Genomic DNA, 18705 nt, shown 5'->3' on the forward strand with positions numbered 1-18705 from the left:
GGTCTGTTTGGGATAAGAGAGAAGCTCCCTATTAGAGACTTCCTTTTATTGAGCGATCCATGAAATGGATTGGCTCATTATGTTGAAAAGTGGGGTATTTAATGAGGTTAGATCATCCATTTTAATTAAAATCAACAAAATATGCTTTTTATGCAAAAACAGAAGCAAAAAAAAATACTCATGCAACCAGTTGGAATTGAGGAAGGGAGAGATGCTGTAAATGTGTTAAAGAAATAACCGATAAGCTCAACTTATTTACTGAGATATGATCATAACAAGACAATGTTTCTTTCTTTAGAAGTGTTTATTTACATGCTATCTCTGATTTTCACGGGTGGGGGAGTAATTTTGATTGATTAATATGAATAGGTTTGAAATGAAAGAAACTTACGGTGTTTCAGGATTTCATTCACTCTGTAAAACGATGAATTATCATTATAAAACAGTTTTTGTATAAACCATACAAATGGCGGAGTTTTTTACGGGGATGTTTTCATGGTTGAGGTAACTGAATGATCAAGCATTGTACAATGGGAGAGGGTATGGTAAAAGAATGTTTTAGCAAAGTGTCTCTTTAAGTTAAGTCCATGGGTGAGCAAACGAGGCGGGATTTTCTGTTTTTGGTAACAGCTGTTGCAGGAGCAGTTGGAATGGGAGCGGTTGCGTGGCCTTTTATCCGTCAGTTGCGTCCAGATGAAGCTGTTTTGGCATCTTCCTCTGTTGAGGTTGATCTTTCTGGTATTGAAGAGGGGATGTCGGTAACGGTAAAGTGGCGAGGACAGCCTGTTGTTATTCGAAATCGTACGGCAAAAGAAATTGCTGATGCGCGCGCTACTGAATTGAGACTTCTAAAAGATCGTCAAGCGCGCAATCCTAATCTTGAAGGTGAAAAAGAAGCAACAGATTTTGCGCGTTCAGCAGGTAAAGGACGTGAAAATTGGCTGATTGTTATTAATCTTTGTACGCATCTAGGCTGTGTAACACTTGGGCAATCGGGTAAATTTGGAGGATGGTTGTGTCCCTGTCATGGGTCTGTTTATGATACCGCTGGAAGAGTGCGGTCAGGCCCCGCTAACTATAATTTGGCTATTCCACCTTACCAATTTCTTTCTGATACTTTGCTCAAAATAGGATAAGGTCATGACAAGGTTTCCTCCTTATTGTCCTAAAAATGCTCTTGCTCGTTGGTTTGATAAGCGTTTTCCTTTTCCTCGTTTTTTTTATAATACATTTGTAATTTTTCCTGTTCCGCGTAATCTTAATTACTTTTACACATTTGGCGGTATTTTAACCATTATGCTTTTATCACAGCTCTTGACTGGTATTGTCTTGGCTATGCATTATGTTCCAGATATTCATTTGGCTTTTGAAACTAGTGAACGATTTCGGCGTGAAGGGCAGTTTGGTTGGCTTTTTCGTCCATGGCATTGTGTAGGCTCTTCGTTTTTTTTTATTGCTGTTTATATCCATTTGGCACGTGGACTTTATTATGGTTCTTATAAAAACATGCGAGAAATGGTATGGGTTACAGGTATTTTTATTTATATCATCATGATGGCAATAGCATTTTTTGGTTATGTGCTTGTTTGGGGGATGATGTCTATTTCAGCGGCTTCAGTGATTGCAGGGCTTTTTAAAACGATACCTTTGGTGGGGATATGGTTGCATGAGACACTTCTGGGTGGTTATGGCGTAGGACAACCAACGTTGAATCGTTTTTATGTTTTCCATTATGTTTTATCATTTATTTTGCTTCTTTTTGTGGGGCTGCATATTTGGGCAATCCATTGTGTTGGGCAAGGTAATCCAACGGGTCTTGCTATACAATCAGATAAGGAAACAGTTCCATTTTCGCCTTATGCGCTTATCAAAGATATTTTTGCTATTACTGTTTTTCTGATCTTCTTTGCCTGGTTTTTGTTTTATATGCCCGATTATATGGGGCAGGCTGAAAATTATAGTGTGGCAGATCCTTTAAAGGTACCTCTTCGTGTGGTTCCAGAATGGTATTTTTTGCCTTTTTATGCGATGCTTCGTGCTATAACTTTTGATATTGGTATTTTCCCTTCAACTTTTGTGGGCTTTGTTTTATTCGTCAGTTCGATTTGCATTTTAATTTTTGTGCCATGGTTAGACCGTTCTAAAATATGTTCAGCAAGATATCGACCTGTTTATAAAATTTTCTTTTGGGCGTTGGTTATTGATGTCGTTTTTCTTGGTTGGTTGGGGTCAAGAGAAATAAGTGATAAAATTCTTTTATGGACACAATTGGCTACTGTTTATTATTTTATATTTTTTTTGGTTATTTTGCCGATTTTGCCAGCGTTTGAAAAAAATTGTTCTCTTCCTTCTTCAATTATGCAAGATTTAAAACAGAAAAAGAGACTATGGTAAATGTTTTTGTCGGACTGATTTTTATTGTTGCTATGAGCTTTTCTGCTCAGAGTTTAGCGAGTGATGACTCTGATCAGGAAGAGGGATTTATTTCTTTTCCTTTACAAGTTCCTAAAAAACAAGAATGGAGTTTTTCAGGTCCATTTGGGCTTTATGATAAGGCGCAATTGAGGCGCGGATTAAAGGTTTATAAACAAGTTTGTTCCAGCTGCCATGGGCTAAAATATGTGGCTTTTCGCAATTTAAAAGCTCTAGGGTATGATCAAGAACAGATTAAAGCTTTGGCGGGGCAATATGAAGTGCGCGATGGCCCTAATCGAGAAGGAAAATTTTTTAAACGTGCTGGGGTTGCAACGGATTATTTTCCTTCTCCCTTTTCACATGAAGAAGAAGAAAGATTTATTTTGAATAGTGCTTATCCTCCAGATTTGTCATTGATGGCACGTGCACGTGGGGTATCTTTGCCGTTTCCTGCTTTAATTACTGATGTATTAACTCATTATGATACAGCTGGTCCAGATTATATTACAGCTCTTTTAACAGGATATCAGAAGGCACCGAAGGAGATAAAAATTGCGAATGGTTATTGGTATAATCCTTATTTTATTGCCGGTAATTCTTTAACGATGGCTCCTCCTTTGAGTAATGGTATGGTTGCTTATGAAGATGGAACTCCAGAAATCATTGAACATTATGCGCGCGATGTTTCTGCTTTTTTGATGTGGGCTGCCGATCCTCATATGGAAATTCGTAAAAAAACCGGTTTTCGTGTTATTTTATTTTTAATCATTTTTGCAGGGCTTGTTTATATTTTTAAAAATCGTATTTGGTGTGGTTTAGAAAAAGAGTTAGAGAAAGAAATAAAAGACGAAATAAAGAGAAAAGGGTAAAGCGACAAGACTCGAAAGAGTATAGAGTATAAAGAGCATAAGGAACAAATCTTTTTATGATGCATTGAGGTTTTATAAAGTAAAAGCAAAGTAAAAATGGAGATGTTAAAATGAAAAAAATTGCATGTACTACTCTTATGTCAATTTTGATGGTTTCTAGTACTTATGCTCAGTCTTTTGAAGTGCCTTCAAAACCTGAAATGATCTCTTCGACGGGTATTGTACAGGTGGGGATAGATAAGTCTGTGCGTTATGTGACACCTTTAGCAACGGATTTTGTAGCTTCCAGTCTTATAGGCGCCAATGTATATAATATAGAAGATGAAAATATTGGTGAAGTAAAAGATATTATTTTACGTGAAAATAATATTGCAGGATTTGTTATTGCTGTTGGTGGTTTTCTTGGTATAGGCGAGAGTTATGTGGTCGTTTCTCCAGAAACAATCCAGATGACAAATGATTATGGTAAATGGAAACTCATTACAAATGCGACAAAAGATTCTTTAAAGGACGCTCCAACATTTAAATACGAAGGGCGTTGGACACGCTAATTTTATATTTTTATTCTTTAATGGATAAAACTGTTGCTATCATAATCATATGCTAGCAACAGTCTTTTTGTTCTAAAAACACTTGAGAGCTTTTGCGACAAGATTCCAGGGAGCTATTACCAAAGTTTTCAAGATAAACTATTAAGACAGAGTGAAGATTTAAGTATTATGTTTAAATAACATGATATCGCCATCTTGCACAATGTATTCTTTTCCTTCATCGCGGGCTTTTCCTGCTTCTTTTGCACCGCTTTCTCCACCCAGAGCAATATAGTCATTGTAGCTGATGGTTTGGGCACGAATGAAACCGCGCTCAAAATCTGAGTGAATAACGCCAGCTGCTTGGGGAGCTTTTGTACCACGCGTAATTGTCCATGCTCGTGTTTCCTTAGGCCCACAGGTGAAGTAAGTAATGAGATCAAGTAAATGGTAACCAGCGCGAATGAGGCGATTGAGACTCGGTTCAAAGAGTCCTAAAGCATTGAGATATTCTGATGCTTCAGCATCACTCAGTTGTGTGATTTCCGCTTCGATAGAAGCAGAAATGATAATGCTTTGCGCATTTTGCTCTGTTGCCATTTTTTCAACTGTTTGGGTAAAGCTATTTCCATGAGCGGCGTCATTTTCGCTTACATTACAAACATAAAGTACAGGCTTGGAGGTTAAAAGATTCAAGCTTTTAAGAATGTGGTGTTCATCGGAAGAGATATCTTTGAGCAATAACCGGACAGGGTTTCCCTGTTGCAGTATGTTTAATGCTTTTTCCATAATAGGCAAAATTGTGAGAGCTTCTTTGTCTTTTCCGGTTGCTCGTTTACGAATTTGTATGATTCGTCTCTCAAGACTTTCAAGATCCGCAAGCATGAGTTCGGTTTCAACCGTTGTTGCATCACTAACAGGATCAATACGTCCCTCTACATGGGTAATATCTTCATTTTGAAAACAGCGTAAAACGTGGACAATGGCATCGACTTCGCGAATATTGGCTAAAAATTTGTTTCCTAAACCTTCGCCTTTTGAAGCTCCTCGCACAAGCCCCGCAATATCGACGAAGTTAATGCGTGTAGGAATCATTTCTTTTGAACCAGCGATTGATGCAATTTTTTCCATTCGTAAATCTGGAACAGCAACTTCACCGGTATTGGGTTCAATGGTACAGAAAGGATAATTGGCAGCCTGTGCAGTGGCTGTTTTTGTTAATGCATTAAAAAGAGTTGATTTCCCAACATTAGGTAATCCGACAATACCGCATTTAAAGCCCATGAGAGTCTTTCTTTTCGTTTGATTTTATAGTCAAGATAAAGCTTCTTTTTTATAGCATATTTTCAGAAGAGTTATAGTCCTTGCCTTGCGATAAGTGAGAAAAAAGTATAAAGTAGCAGGTATCTGCTTTTTTTACCTTAGTTCTTCTTATCTTAATTCTCTCCTTAGTTTCAAGGATAAGAAAACTTCGAATTAATGTTAATATTGTGCTAAGTTTTTCATGGTATGCAAATCTGCATAAATAATTAATCGGAGAAAATAGAAGAGTGTTATCTCGTTGTGCCTTTTTAATTGCAGCACTTTTGGCTTTGGCTGGATGTGCTACACATCAGTCAGATATGTCATCGGTTTCTTTTCAACAAGTTCGATACATTCCACCAGAAATACAGGCTTTGTATGGTCCTGTAACGAATGAGACTTATTCGTTACCTGCTGTTGATCTTACGACAATTGATCCAAAATATTGGCGACAAGAAGTGATTTATTATACATCTTATCCAGCTGGAACATTGGTTGTAGATACGCAAGAGTGTTTTCTTTACCTTATTGGTGAAAATGGAAAAGCTTTGCGTTATGGGATTGGGGTCGGTAAGGAAGGTTTAGCATTTGAAGGTGAGGGGGTTATACAGCGCAAGCGTCGGTGGCCAAATTGGGCTCCTACTGCAGCTATGATGGCTCGAGAACCAGAACGTTATGGACATCTTGGGAAAGGAATGCCACCAGGACCCGATAATCCATTAGGTGCGCGGGCACTTTATTTGTTCAAAAATGGGAAAGATACACTTTTCCGTATTCATGGTTCACACGAATCGTGGTCAATTGGGCGTGCTATTTCAAGTGGGTGCATTCGTTTGCTTAATCAAGATATTATCGATCTTTATGATCGTGTTCCCGTTGGTTCGCGTGTTGTGGTATTGCAAAACAATAGGAGTATTCCTACAGTTTATAGTCAACAATCAAATGGCTATGATCCGCTACAGTCGACCATTCAGCCAAATGAATTTTTTTAATTTTGGGGAGAAGATTGGAGAGAGCTGTTTAAGTGTTTTGGTTTTCTGTTCAATCTTCTCTTTTTCTTAAAAGAGAAAATAAGCCTTTCTTTTTCAAAAGTGCATACAAGCTTGTATTCTGATTCTATTTTTTAGCTTCTCACGTTGCCAACAGATTTTTCCTTTGAGAAAGTTTATAAGAGGATTTTTTTTAAGAGTTCTTATCCATATTCTTCACGCGACTGGGACACTCAAGCCAATGGTTTTGATTGTTTTTTATCGTTTGTGAAACTTCATTCATAAAGAGGGATTTCTCATCTTTTATAAGGAGAGCAATATTTTTTGCAATTGCCTCTAAGAGAGGGGATAACCATTCTTGATCAGATTTGGTGAAATTTCCCAGAACATGCTGATGAACAAGTTCTTTGCTTCCAGGATGACCAATTCCTATGCGTATACGACAATAATCAGTACCACAATGGGCATCAATAGACTTAATGCCATTATGCCCATTATTTCCTCCACCAATTTTTATACGAACTTTTCCCGGTGACAGGTCTAACTCATCATAAATGATGATCAAATTCTTCAAATCTAATTTATAAAATCGCAAAGCTTCGCCAATAGCTTGACCAGAAAGATTCATGAAAGTTTGTGGTTTTATAAGAAAAATTTTCTCATTACTTATTAAACCATTGGAGATTTCTGCTTGAAACTTCTTTGACCATGGAGAAAAAGAGAAGGACTGAAAAATGGCATCAACAGCCATAAAACCGATATTATGGCGGTTATTTTGATATTGTAAACCAGGATTGCCAAGACCAGCAATAAGCCACATGTGTATCTTCAGTCAAAGTATGAGTAAGGGTAATGTCTCATAAATTAAGGCGGAAAAAATTCCCGCCTTTTGAGTTTTATGAAGTTTCCGTGTTTTCTTCATCATTTTCTTGCTCAGAAGTTTCATCGCTGACATCCATGCCAGCAGGAGCTGCAATAGTTGCAATGGTAAAGTCTCGATCTTGGATGATGGGAGTCACATCTTTTGGCAGTTGCACTGCTGAAATGTGAATAGAATCACCAATAGAGTAGCTGGAGAGATCAATTTCAATAGCTTCAGGAATAGCACTTGCTGGAGCTGTACATTCAATTTCGTGCCGAACAATATTGAGGACACCACCCTTTTTAAGTCCAGGTGCCGTATCTTCATTGAGGAAGTGGACAGGAATATTCACTTCTACAACGGATTTTGCTGAAATGCGTAAAAAGTCTACATGGAGGGGAAAGTCACGCACGGGATCTAATTGATAATCTTTTGGCAAAACCATAATTTTTTGCTTGTCAAGAATAATCGTTGCAATGGTGGTACGAAAGCCACCGGCATGAATTTTGTAGAAAATTTCTTTATAGGGAACTGTTATTGCCAAGGGTGGTTGTTTTTCACCATAAATGACAGCAGGAATAAGACCGTTGCGGCGAAGTTCACGGGAGGACCCCTTACCAACCCGCTCGCGTTTTTCGGCCTTAAGAGTGTAGCTTTTACTCATAATTTAAGTCCTTTTTACATGATTGGAGATCCTTCAAAAACAGTAATAGTTTTTGCATGGATATGAAGATATGCGCTAACCAACAGCGATCACTCCATTCTACGTTGCCTCCAAGGGTGTCTACGCAGAAGTTTGTTCTATAGTTCAAACTATTCATAGATGCAAGAGTTGTGGGAAAAATCGATGATTTCTACCGTTAAAAAGGAGGAAATGTTACAAATTGCGGTGTGGATGGAGAATCAACCAATATGTGCTGGCACTGATATGTTCCAAATCAAACACTGGAGATGTTATGAAGGTTGAGATTGCCTTGGGTGAGATGTCAGAGAATCGTGCTTTGCATAAATCGATGCCAGCACTTCTTGACTTAGAAGAATTATTGGCGACACGTCTTCTTGTACAAGGTAATTCCGGTTCAGGGAAATCACATCTTTTACGCCGTCTTTTGGAGCAAAGTGCTAAGTGGGTGCAGCATTGTGTAATTGATCCAGAAGGCGATTTTGTAACTTTGGCAGATAAATTTGGTCATGTTATTGTAGAGGCTCAACGTAGTGAATTAGAGTTGACTCGTATTGCCCATCGCATTCGACAACATCGAGTTTCAGTGGTATTTAATCTTGAAGGCTTGGATACTGAACAACAGATGCGTGCTGTAGGGGCTTTCCTTGGGGCACTTTTTGATGTGGAACGTGATTATTGGTATCCTATGCTTGTCGTTGTCGATGAAGCGCAATTGTTTGCTCCAACTGCAGCAGGAGAAGTTTCTGATGAAGCGCGTAAAATTTCTTTGAGCGCTATGACCAATCTTATGTGTCGAGGACGTAAACGTGGTCTTGCTGGTGTTATTGCGACACAACGTTTGGCTAAGCTTGCCAAAAATGTTGCTGCTGAAGCTTCAAACTTTTTAATAGGGCGGACTTTTTTAGATATTGATATGGTGCGCGCTGCTGATCTTTTGGGAATGGAGCGTCGCCAAGCGGAAATGTTTAGAGATCTTGAACGGGGAAATTTTATAGCTTTAGGCCCTGCTTTATCACGACGTCCCTTACCAATCATTATCGGTTCTGTTGAAACTTTGGCACGCTCTTCTAGTCCTAAATTAATGCCACTTCCAACAGAGCGGGATGATGTGCAAGAGCTCGTTTTTACTGCTTCACCAGAGGAAATTTTAACGCCATTTAAACAAACACGAGAGCCGATGAGGGAAAAATCAATGCACGAGATGTTAGAGGAGGTAGTGCATAAAAAACAAGAGCTGTTGGAAGAAAACCTGAGTTTATTTCCTGAACTTTCTGATGTTGAGCGTGACGGCCAAGCAGAACATATTATTCGGGAAATTCTTGAGGATTCTGAGGCTTTTTATCGTTCAACAGCGGTGCTTTATCAAGATTTTTCAGTTCGTTGCCGTATCCATGGTATGTCAAAGGTTCCTTTTAATCTTTCACAATTTCGGCGTAAATTGGCTATTGCTCAGGCTTTTGTTGATGAACAAACGGCTGTCAGTGAACATTGGAAACATATTTTGCAGATATCAGAAAGTTTGGAAGAAGATGTTCAAGGAGTCTTCTTGAATGTGGCACAGGCCGCATTAGGGGGAAAGCCATGTCCATCTGATGCATTTTTAGCACGTCTTTATGGAACTCATTCTTTAAGCCGTGCACGCCGACTTTTAACCTACTTTGAAGAGCGTGGACTTATTGTTATTCACACGCATTTTAGTGGTCAACGTATTGTTGCATTTCCTGATCTTGGTGTTGAAACAGCACCGGGAGACCCCAAGGAACCACTTTAACCAAATAAGCTGGAAACCGATTGTTCTGCTGCTGTCCTTGCAATTGCTTCTCCAATAAGGTCGGCAATGGGCAAAACACGAATATTATGGGTTTTCTCAATAGCTTGTGTTGGCATAATTGAATCTGTAATAACCAATTCTTTCATCTCTGAATTGGCAATTCGTTCGATTGCATTACCAGAAAGAACACCGTGCGTGATATAAGCCGTGACACTATTGGCACCATGTTTAAGCAGAGCACTTGCTGCATTGCATAAAGTTCCACCTGAATCAACAATATCATCAAGCAGAAGGCAATCTTTTCCCGATACATCTCCAATGATATTCATAACTTCTGATTCACCGGGGCTTTCGCGACGTTTATCCACAATAGCGAGCAAACTGTTCAAGCGCTTGGCGAGCGCGCGCGCGCGAACCACACCACCCACATCAGGTGAAACAACGATAACATTTTCAAGAGAATAATGCACTTTGACATCGCGAGAAATGACAGGAACAGCATAGAGATTATCTGTAGGGATATCAAAAAAACCTTGAATTTGTCCTGCATGAAGGTCCAATGTTAAAACACGATGGGCCCCTGCTTCCGTAATTAGGTTGGCAACAAGTTTTGCAGAAATAGGAGTCCGTGGTCCTGGTTTTCTATCTTGGCGGGCATAGCCAAAATAGGGGATAACAGCTGTAATACGACGTGCAGAAGAACGACGAAGGGCATCAATCATGATGAGCAATTCCATCAAATGATCATTTGCGGGATAGGATGTAGATTGCAAAACAAAAACATCTTGACCACGTACATTTTCATGCAGTTCTACAAAAATTTCTTGATCAGCAAAGCGCTTTACAGTTGCTTTGCCTAAGGGGATGTTCAAATAATTTGCAACATCTTCAGCTAGGCGTGGATTAGAATTTCCGCAGAAAAGTTTCATAGTAGAACCTCTGAATTATCATGGTGAGAATGCGACACGGTTTTTAATTTCTTTTTATTAAATTGCAAGAGAACAATTACAAAAGCCTTACAATTTTATCGATTATTATTAAAGAGCTATGCAGTATGGTTTCTCTTTTTCCAAAAGTTTGTTACTTTTAGAGCAAAGTTTTTTCTCCATGCGGCAAAGAAATACATATTGATTAATCTTTTTGGTTATTACTTTATAAAAATGCTTTCAATATGGGGAATGTTTCATATTTAAGATGAATGAAGGGGAGTAATAAAAAGAAGTATCATCTTGCCTTCAATTATTATAACCAAACATTGAAAATGATCACAGCGAAGGCAATCATATTTTATGTGCTGGTAGATAATTTCGTGAAAAAAGCAAAGTCCAATGGGATTTATTTTTACATTTGGGTAAAAAGTTTAGTTTTGCAGTTTTGGTATTATTCTCAAGCATAAAAGGGGCTCATCTTTTGTTTTTCAGCATAATAGCAGAAATTTGCCGTCCGTAATCGGGTTCGTTGCGGTGTATTGCACGGCGATAGGAGAAAAAACGCTGTTCATCTTGATAGGTACAAAGCTCTACACAAGAAGCATTAACGCCTGCTTCTTTGAGTTGGTTTATAATAAATGCCCATAGATTAAAATAAAAGCGATTTATTTTGTCTGTTTTTAAAAAATATTTTTGGTATTTGCTGTGGTAATCAATAAATTGGTCGTAAAATTCATTTGTTACTTCGTAGTGATAAGGGCCAATACAAGGTCCAAGGACTGCTGTTATTGATTGTCTTTTGGCTCCTTGTGTTTCCATAACAGCAATTGTTTTCTCGATAATTCCATTTAAGCTTCCACGCCAGCCAGCATGAGTTGCAGCGATGACTCCAGCTTGTGGATCAGCAAACAGAATGGGTCCGCAATCTGCTGTAAGAACCCCAATAACGAGTTCTGGGGTGGTCGTAACCAGAGCATCAGCTTGAGGAGGTGCACCGATAGTTGCTTGATGAGCTACGACAACGTTACAGGAGTGTATTTGATTGACTGTGACTAAATTTTGCGCCTCAATAGAAAAATAATTAGCGATCAAAAGACGATTCTGTACAATATATTCAAGCTGATCATTTGAACCTTTCCCAACATTAAGACTATGATAAAGATTTTTTGAAACACCACCTTGACGTGTAAAAAATCCATGTTTTATCCCATGGGTGTGTAAAGTAGAAAGATTTTTTGCAAGAATGGGATGAGGGATAGATTTCATAAAAGTTCCTTATGGAGATTATTTGAAATGAGGATGGAGATGTTCATATTTGTCAATGAATATTTCAGATACTGATGTGCTTATTGACAAAAGCGCCGATCATCAAAATTGAGGAGGTATGGAGATGTTTTTATCACTGAAATGTAAAACTTTAAATAATTTTCCCATCTGATCTGGACCAGCGAGCCGTTCGATGTCTTGGCGGATTTTGTCTTGCAAAGGAGCACTTTTGCCAACTCCAAGCTGGTTTGCGCGCTCCAGTAGCCCCATTTTAAAAAGAAATTCTCCTTGGTCTAAGATTTCAGCAAAACAGCCCTGTTCAAGAGCTATGTTTTTTAAAAAAGAAAAATCAACATGGGATGTTAAATCATGTTCACCAGGGGCATCAAAAACATCACGAAATCTATGTTTTGAGAGTGCTTGCAAGGTATCGCCAAAGGCAAGCTCACAAGCACCATAGTCGATAAGTAAAGCAGAACCTGTCACTTGCACTAAATGGTGGCTGATTTGTTGCATGAATTGATGCCGTAAAGGGGCATGTTCAAAAATTGTTCCGTCAGGCACTTTAGAACAATAGGTTTGTAGACAAGAAGAGGGAAGTTTATGCGGGGCAGCAATAAAGATGAAATCTCCATTTTGATTGACTGTAATGCAGCGCTCTTTCCATTCTCCATTGACTTTAATATATTGGTTGATAGGGAGTGTATCGAGAAATTCATTAGCAATGAGGAAGAGAGGTTTTGAAGGAATTTGATTAAAATTTTCAATGCTATGGATTTGTTTTTGATAAGAGCAAAGGCGCTTTTTTTGTTCTTTTGCAAGTTTTTTGCTTATTTCGATCAGAAAAATTTCAGCAGCATTAAATGCTCTTGTAGAAAGCTTTTGGATGGTTCGCAAAATGTCATCCATCAAAATTCCACGTCCTGGACCTATCTCAGCGAGGATAAAAGGATGAGGACAACCTTGAGCTTTCCAGCTCGCAAGAGTCCAAATGCCAATCATCTCTCCAAATAATTGGCTTATTTCAGGTGCTGTAATGAAATCACCATCACGTCCAAAAGGTGTTTGTGTTTGATAATAACCAAACTGAGGATCTGTAAGTGCCAACGTCATATATTGGCTAACAGTGATTGGTCCATTAAGGACAATAATTTCTTTAATTTTTTCTTTTAGATTGGCCATTTTCTGTCGATTTATGTTTAAAGGCGTGGAGAAGAAGATAACCCCCTAAAAGAAGCATGGGAAGAGATAAAGCCATGCCATAGGTAAAACCAGTAGAATGGAAAAGAGTCGAAAACCATTCTGGATCTTCTTGAGGCGCACGGTAAACTTCAGAAATGCTGCGTGCTACTGCGTAGCCTATAATAAATGTTCCTGATACAGCACCGGGACGCTTTAATGCTTTGAACCCAAAAATAAGAAGACACAGGATGATGAAGAGAAGAAATCCTTCCATAAATGCTTCGTAAAGCTGGCTTGGATGGCGCGGTAAATAGTAAGGATCGAGAGGAAAACAAACAGCCCAAGGATGTGTAGTGATATTGCCCCATAACTCTTGGTTGATGAAGTTGCAGATTCGTACAATGCCGATACCAATAGGAGCACCTGCAGCAATGATATCAAACATGGCTCGTATGTTAATATAATTTTTACGGGCAAACCAAATCATAGCAATGATAATACCAATAAGTCCGCCATGAAAGGACATTCCCCCATCCCATACGGCAATGATAGCACTTGGATGGTTAAAATAGTAAATGGGATCCCATACAAGAACTTGTCCTAAACGCCCTCCGATAACAACACTTATGGCAGACCAGACAACAAAATCTCCGATCTTTTCTTTATCCATAGGAGGGTGGTCTCTATACCATAGAGATGTTTTTTTTAATAATTTTTGCGCATACCACCAAGCAAAAAGAATACCCAGTACGTAACCAAGTCCATACCAATGAAGTGCTATGGGACCTAGCTGGATAATGACAGGATCAAGGAAAGACGGAAAAGCAATGGCTGGACAAGACAGATTGTTCATGAGTTAAGCATTTTACATTATACGAGATGAATATGAAGTGACTCTGATGGTCAGAAATGACAGATGAATGCACAATGGTCAAGTCAGTAGGGAGGCTAGTCAGAAAGGGAGATAGATTTCCACTGATTTATCGCGGTAAAAAATATGGTGATAAAGGAATATTAAAAAATCTTAAACAAAATCGTTATGAAAAGTCTACATAGTATGTAAAATATAGAGTAAAAGGAACAAATTACAGTATCTAAATGTTATGAGAATACGCTATAATGCGTGCGTCAATAATTAAAATTTAAGGAAAAATGTTATGCGTAATGGATCAAATCGTATTCTTGATGAATTAGCAAAATTAGCAACGGATGCTGCTGACGTTGCGCAAGGCATACGACGTGAAGCTGGAACAGCTTTTCGTGTGCAGGCTGAAAAGATAGCAAACAAACTTGATCTTGTTTCTCGCGAAGAGTTTGAGACTTTTAAGGAGATGGTGCTGAAAATCCATGCTGATAATGCTGATTTGAAAAGGCGCCTTGATGATTTAAAGAAAGATGATTAAAAAAACGCAGACACAAAAAAGTAAAATAGTTTCTTAAAAAAAGAATCTTCAAAAAATATCCCCAATTTTTCAATGTGATGCGTGAAACTAAAAAATGCTTAATCTTGAGTCTGTTAGAGCGGAGCATTTGTTTATTTTTGATTTTTTTTTGGGTAAAATACATTTTTTTGAATCAGGGGGGCTGGCGCTATGAAATTGTATCAATACACTGAAAAGACTTGATGATTCGTTTTATGACTATCAGGTTGCCCTAAACAGCGCGATTGTGTTCTGGGTGTTTGTGTACTGTCGATGTTTTTATGTGTATTTGTTTGGTGTAAAGGTTCTGATTGTAGCAAAATATTGTTACAGTTTAGACGGTTTATATTCTGTTGACAATGTTTTAAGATGATTGAGGATTGTGATGAGGCTTGCATTTTGCGCCACAGAAAGAAAAGAGCACCCTGTTGACTTTATCGAACAGATTGCCTGTGAATATGATTGGTCGTTTGAGCGGGATGCACAAGATGAAATTAGCGTTTGTGTGGAAGGAAAACGCGCAAACTATCGTCTTGCTTTTTCATGGATGGAAGAGCATGAAGCACTTCATTTAGCTTGTTCGTTTGATCTCTCTACTAAAAATGCTCGAACAGCTGAAATACAGCGCTTATTGCTAGCAATTAATGAAAAGTTGTTGTTGGGACATTTTGATTACTGGCAAAGGAATAATTCAGTTATTTATCGACAAGGTCTTCTTTTGGCTGGTGGGATGCATCCATCTCATATACAGGTTGAAACATTGTTGATACATGCACTTAAAGCCTGTGAAAGCCATTATGTTGCATTTCAGATGGTTGCTTTGTCGGGAGAAAGTGCTTACAAGGCACTACAGTACACTTTGTTTGAAACTGTAGGGAATGCCTAAAATATACAGTCTGTTATTTTTACAGACGGTTTGCGGAAATATTGCTCATAGGGGGACATCAAGAATAGCGCGCACTCCCCCGAGTGGGCTCTCATCTAATTGTATATTGCCACCATGGCTGCGTGCTATGTCTTGAGCAATAGAAAGACCAAGTCCTGTTCCACTTGCATCTTGATTTCGCGCTTTATCAAGTCGAAAGAATGGCTTAAAAACTTCTGTGCGCATATTTTCATGAATTCCAGGTCCATTATCATCGATTATCAATATAAAAGATTCTTGTTGAGAGTTAGCGGTTAGTTTAACAGTCGTGCCGTAACAAAATGCATTTGTTACAAGATTGCTGACTAAGCGTGTGAAAGCACGGGGACGTACTTGTATTTCTGTAGGACCTTCAATGGTGTAAGAAAATTGACGTTTGTGAAGACGAGCATCGGTGGAGAATTTTTGCATAAGAGCATTTAAATCAAAAGTCTTGACACTTTCACTTCCTTCACCCCGAGCAAAAGCAAGATAATCTTCTAACATATTTTGCATGTCACTTACATCTTGCTCAAGCGGTTTAATATCAAAGTCAGTATTTACTAATGCCAGCTGAAGTTTAAAGCGTGTAAGAATGGTTCTTAAATCATGACTTACTCCTGAGAGCATCATGGTACGTTGTTCAATTTGGCGTTCAATACGTTCACGCATGCGTAAAAAAGCGATGCCTGCACGACGGACTTCATCAGCTCCTTGTGGTTGAAAACCTTTTGGTAAAGGACGACCGCGTCCAAAGCTTTCTGCTGCTTCAGCCAATTGTTGAATCGGTTTGATTTGATTGCGCAAAAAGTAAATTGCTATCAGCAATAAAACAAGAGCTGTTCCTACCATCCAGCTTAAAAAAATAGCAGTATTGGAAGCATAGGCTTGGCTGCGTGGAGCAAAGACGCGTAAGATGTTGTGACCAAGGTGGATACGGATTTCAACAAGATCAGAATCTCCTACGGTATCGATCCAGAAGGGACGGTTAATTTGGCGGGTGATTTCTTCACTTAAAAAATAGTCAAGAATTGCAAAAAATGGCTTAGGTCCTGGAGGGGGTAAGGAGGTAGGAGATAGAATAGAAATATTTAATCCCATACGTTGTTGTGCAATACGCTTGATATCTTCATAGTTATCTTGTTGGGGATATGTTTCAAGAATATCAATAATGGCTGAAATATCATGCACGACAGCTGTTGAAAGACGCTCGGTTACCATTTGCCAATGGCGTTCCATAAAGACATAAGCAATGACCGTTTGCAGAAGCACCATGGGAGCGATAATAATGATTAAAGAGCGAGCATAAAGCCGTTTAGGCATTTTTTTCGTTAACCATCGAAGAAAAAATCTTAAAGGTTTGATCATTCTTGTGCCTATTCAATAGAGAGTTTATACCCTATTCCTCGCACGGTTTGGAGCCATATAGGCAGTGCTGGATTTTTTTCGATCTTACGACGAAGGCGGTTGATCTGCACATCAATGGCACGTTCACTTATATTGCTGTCATCTGTCGCGAATTTATGGCGCGGAATTGTATCGCCTGCATTTTCGGCAAACATGACCATCATTTCTTGTTCTTTATCTGTTAATTTAATAATTTCTCCTCCTTTTTTGAGTTCGCGTCGTGAAATTGAAAATATATAAGGACCAAAAACGATTTGCTCAATTTTAGGTTGGCTAAGGGGAAAACCACGTCGTAAAATGGCGTTGATGCGAAGGAGAAGTTCACGAGGGTCAAACGGCTTAGACAGATAATCATCGGCCCCTGCTTCTAATCCACGGATACGATTGTCTATTTCTGATAAAGCTGTTAGCATCAAGATAGGAACATCTTTTGTTTGGCGGAGTGAATGAGTGAGATCAATACCGTTTTCGCTAGGCATCATGACATCAACAATAAGAAGATCAAAATCTAAACTTGCCAACAGTCGTCTTGCTTCATTCGCATTGGCTGAAACTGAAACACGAAATCCATTTTTAATGAGAAACTGAAATAAAAGATTGCGAATACGAGTATCGTCATCAATCACAAGAAGGTGAGGGGCATCGTCACACAAAACTTGAACGTGATTGGTCATTCTTAAAAAAACCTTGATAAAAATTTAGTTTACACAAAATGCAAGTTTACATAAGTTGTATAAAGCTGTCGAGCAGCACCTTTACCTTAAAGGAGAGAAAGTTTTATTTATAAATTTAAAAAAGTTACTTTTGAAAAGGATATTATGGGTAGTCTTAATATACATATTATTCCCGTTACGACATTCCAACAAAATTGCACTTTGCTTTTTGATAGTGAATGTAAAACGGGGGTTCTCGTTGATCCTGGTGGTGATTGGCCGCGGATTCAAGACGTAATCGAAAAGAATGGTGTTATTGTTGAGGCTATTTGGGTAACACATGGTCATTTTGATCATGTAGGAGCAGCAATGCAAGCGAAAGAAGCGCTTAATGTAAAAATTATCGGTTCACATCGCGATGATAAGCCTGTGATGGATGCTGTGAGCGAAAGCGCAAAAAATTATGGCATCACTGATGCTTGCATCTGTATTCCTGACAAATGGTTAGAAGATGGTGAGTGTGTTCATTTTGCTGGACATGTGTTTAAGGTTTTTCACACCCCAGGACATTCCCCTGGTCATGTTATTTATTTCAATGAAAAAGAGCGCTTAGCCCTCTTGGGTGATGTTCTTTTTCGTGGTTCTATTGGACGTACGGACTTCCCCTTCTGTTCCTATGAAAAATTGATGCAATCTCTTCGAGAAAAAGTTTTACCCTTAGGCGATGATGTTTGTTTTATTTGTGGGCATGGTCCCAAAAGTAGCATAGGCTATGAGCGCCAAAATAATCCTTTTCTTCAAGATTTTAATATATGAGCAAACAAAAAAACGCTTTGAAGCGTTTTTTTGTGCCATTTAAGGCTTTTTAGTAGGGCGGAACAGAAGTTAATTTATTGGGGCATAACAAACGTGTTCCAAACCATTACGGTCTCGGAAAGTTCCTGTTTTAGGGTTGAAAGAACGGTATTTTTTCTTGCAATAGTTAAGCCAATCAGATTCCCATGATTGTTGTACTGGCTCATATTCCACCGTTTGCGGAGCTTCATAAATTATCTGTTCTTGTGGAACCTGTTGATGTACAATTTGATGCTGTGGTGCGGTTTGATAAACAACTTGTGGCTGTTCTGATTTTTTTAAAATTTTGCCGAGAAGTGCACCTGCTGCAAGAGCAAGAATGCCTATTGCTAAAGCTTCTCCTGAGTTATTTATATTAATACTACTGTGTTTTGTCTTTTTGCGCTCGACATAATGATATGTCTTGTGTTCAACATGATGGTGTTGTTGTGCTCCCCATTTATGGCTAACATAATGACGCTTGTGGGGATTATCAAAAGAGCGATGTTCACTATGAGAAAAATGGGAGCTAAAATTGTGAGCTGGTAAACCAGCCTCCCTCCTCATATCATAGCTATGATACCATGCCATATCTGCAAGCGTTGGATTTAATGGCATCAAAACGGTTGCAGTAGACATTGCTGATAATACCGCTAATCTGAAGAGTTTTTTCATAATGATGCTCC

General features: G+C 38.7%; 19 protein-coding genes. 9 read left to right on the forward strand and 10 right to left on the reverse strand.

What is annotated here, in order from left to right:
* Positions 1-587: 587 nt before the first annotated feature.
* From petA to ACFILN_RS01660, 4 genes are all read left to right on the forward strand, one after another.
* Positions 588-1136 carry a ubiquinol-cytochrome c reductase iron-sulfur subunit gene (gene petA, locus ACFILN_RS01645; RefSeq protein WP_273791241.1) on the forward strand — a complete coding sequence of 183 codons (549 nt, stop codon included), beginning with the start codon at positions 588-590 and terminating at the stop codon, positions 1134-1136.
* 4 nt (positions 1137-1140) lie between these two features.
* Entirely contained in the window at positions 1141-2394 is a 1254-nt protein-coding gene (locus tag ACFILN_RS01650) for a cytochrome bc complex cytochrome b subunit (protein WP_375670721.1), read from the forward strand.
* Entirely contained in the window at positions 2388-3284 is an 897-nt protein-coding gene (locus tag ACFILN_RS01655) for a cytochrome c1 (protein ID WP_375657741.1), read from the forward strand. Before ACFILN_RS01650 ends, ACFILN_RS01655 begins: the two co-directional genes overlap by 7 nt.
* Before the next feature lie 110 nt (positions 3285-3394).
* The gene (locus ACFILN_RS01660; protein ID WP_273791238.1) at positions 3395-3835 is read left to right on the forward strand and encodes a PRC-barrel domain-containing protein; all 441 of its coding nucleotides are present in this window, start codon (positions 3395-3397) and stop codon (positions 3833-3835) included.
* 159 nt (positions 3836-3994) lie between these two features.
* Here the strand turns inward: ACFILN_RS01660 and ychF are convergent, their stop codons facing one another.
* Positions 3995-5098, reverse strand: a complete 1104-nt coding sequence (ychF, locus tag ACFILN_RS01665; RefSeq protein ID WP_375630839.1) for a redox-regulated ATPase YchF — start codon at positions 5096-5098, stop codon at positions 3995-3997.
* A gap of 266 nt (positions 5099-5364) precedes the next feature.
* On the opposite strand from ychF, the gene ACFILN_RS01670 reads away from it, so the two are divergent.
* Positions 5365-6108, forward strand: a complete 744-nt coding sequence (locus tag ACFILN_RS01670) for a L,D-transpeptidase (RefSeq protein ID WP_375670723.1) — start codon at positions 5365-5367, stop codon at positions 6106-6108.
* A 190-nt stretch (positions 6109-6298) separates the two neighbouring features.
* Here the strand turns inward: ACFILN_RS01670 and pth are convergent, their stop codons facing one another.
* Positions 6299-6925: an aminoacyl-tRNA hydrolase gene (pth, locus tag ACFILN_RS01675; RefSeq protein ID WP_375670725.1), complete on the reverse strand. Its 627-nt coding sequence runs from the start codon at positions 6923-6925 to the stop codon at positions 6299-6301.
* A 76-nt stretch (positions 6926-7001) separates the two neighbouring features.
* Complete coding sequence (locus tag ACFILN_RS01680) at positions 7002-7631, reverse strand: 50S ribosomal protein L25/general stress protein Ctc (protein ID WP_273791234.1); 630 nt, start codon at positions 7629-7631, stop codon at positions 7002-7004.
* A gap of 292 nt (positions 7632-7923) precedes the next feature.
* Between ACFILN_RS01680 and ACFILN_RS01685 the strand changes: the two genes are divergently transcribed.
* Entirely contained in the window at positions 7924-9423 is a 1500-nt protein-coding gene (locus tag ACFILN_RS01685) for an ATP-binding protein (protein ID WP_273791233.1), read from the forward strand.
* Here ACFILN_RS01685 and ACFILN_RS01690 read toward each other — a convergent pair.
* The 4 genes from ACFILN_RS01690 to lgt form a co-directional block, all read right to left on the reverse strand.
* The gene (locus ACFILN_RS01690; RefSeq protein WP_273791232.1) at positions 9420-10352 is read right to left on the reverse strand and encodes a ribose-phosphate pyrophosphokinase; all 933 of its coding nucleotides are present in this window, start codon (positions 10350-10352) and stop codon (positions 9420-9422) included. The genes ACFILN_RS01685 and ACFILN_RS01690 overlap by 4 nt on opposite strands.
* A gap of 474 nt (positions 10353-10826) precedes the next feature.
* On the reverse strand, positions 10827-11618 hold the full coding sequence (gene pgeF / locus ACFILN_RS01695) for a peptidoglycan editing factor PgeF (RefSeq protein ID WP_375620697.1): 792 nt from the start codon (positions 11616-11618) through the stop codon (positions 10827-10829).
* A 102-nt stretch (positions 11619-11720) separates the two neighbouring features.
* Complete coding sequence (locus tag ACFILN_RS01700; protein WP_375670727.1) at positions 11721-12800, reverse strand: class I SAM-dependent methyltransferase; 1080 nt, start codon at positions 12798-12800, stop codon at positions 11721-11723.
* A complete protein-coding gene (gene lgt / locus ACFILN_RS01705; protein WP_375670729.1) occupies positions 12775-13653 on the reverse strand; it encodes a prolipoprotein diacylglyceryl transferase in 879 nt (292 codons plus the stop codon). The genes ACFILN_RS01700 and lgt overlap by 26 nt, the downstream gene beginning before the upstream one ends.
* Before the next feature lie 304 nt (positions 13654-13957).
* On the opposite strand from lgt, the gene ACFILN_RS01710 reads away from it, so the two are divergent.
* Both ACFILN_RS01710 and ACFILN_RS01715 read left to right on the forward strand, forming a co-directional pair.
* A complete protein-coding gene (locus ACFILN_RS01710) occupies positions 13958-14203 on the forward strand; it encodes an accessory factor UbiK family protein (RefSeq protein ID WP_273791228.1) in 246 nt (81 codons plus the stop codon).
* A gap of 403 nt (positions 14204-14606) precedes the next feature.
* A complete protein-coding gene (locus ACFILN_RS01715) occupies positions 14607-15107 on the forward strand; it encodes a YbjN domain-containing protein (protein WP_375629408.1) in 501 nt (166 codons plus the stop codon).
* A 45-nt stretch (positions 15108-15152) separates the two neighbouring features.
* Here the strand turns inward: ACFILN_RS01715 and ACFILN_RS01720 are convergent, their stop codons facing one another.
* Together ACFILN_RS01720 and ACFILN_RS01725 are read right to left on the reverse strand one after the other, a co-directional pair.
* Positions 15153-16493 carry an ATP-binding protein gene (locus ACFILN_RS01720; RefSeq protein WP_375637402.1) on the reverse strand — a complete coding sequence of 447 codons (1341 nt, stop codon included), beginning with the start codon at positions 16491-16493 and terminating at the stop codon, positions 15153-15155.
* 8 nt (positions 16494-16501) lie between these two features.
* On the reverse strand, positions 16502-17206 hold the full coding sequence (locus ACFILN_RS01725) for a response regulator (protein WP_273791226.1): 705 nt from the start codon (positions 17204-17206) through the stop codon (positions 16502-16504).
* 144 nt (positions 17207-17350) lie between these two features.
* On the opposite strand from ACFILN_RS01725, the gene ACFILN_RS01730 reads away from it, so the two are divergent.
* Positions 17351-18001 (forward strand): MBL fold metallo-hydrolase, encoded by a 651-nt coding sequence (locus ACFILN_RS01730; protein WP_273791225.1) that lies wholly within the window; start codon positions 17351-17353, stop codon positions 17999-18001.
* A gap of 69 nt (positions 18002-18070) precedes the next feature.
* On the opposite strand, the gene ACFILN_RS01735 is transcribed toward ACFILN_RS01730, so the two are convergent.
* Positions 18071-18694, reverse strand: coding sequence for a BA14K family protein (locus ACFILN_RS01735; RefSeq protein WP_375670732.1), 624 nt, complete (start codon positions 18692-18694; stop codon positions 18071-18073).
* Positions 18695-18705: the final 11 nt, after the last annotated feature.

The organism is Bartonella sp. CL434QHHD (assembly GCF_042195145.1).
Classification (GTDB): Bacteria; Pseudomonadota; Alphaproteobacteria; order Rhizobiales; family Rhizobiaceae; genus Bartonella.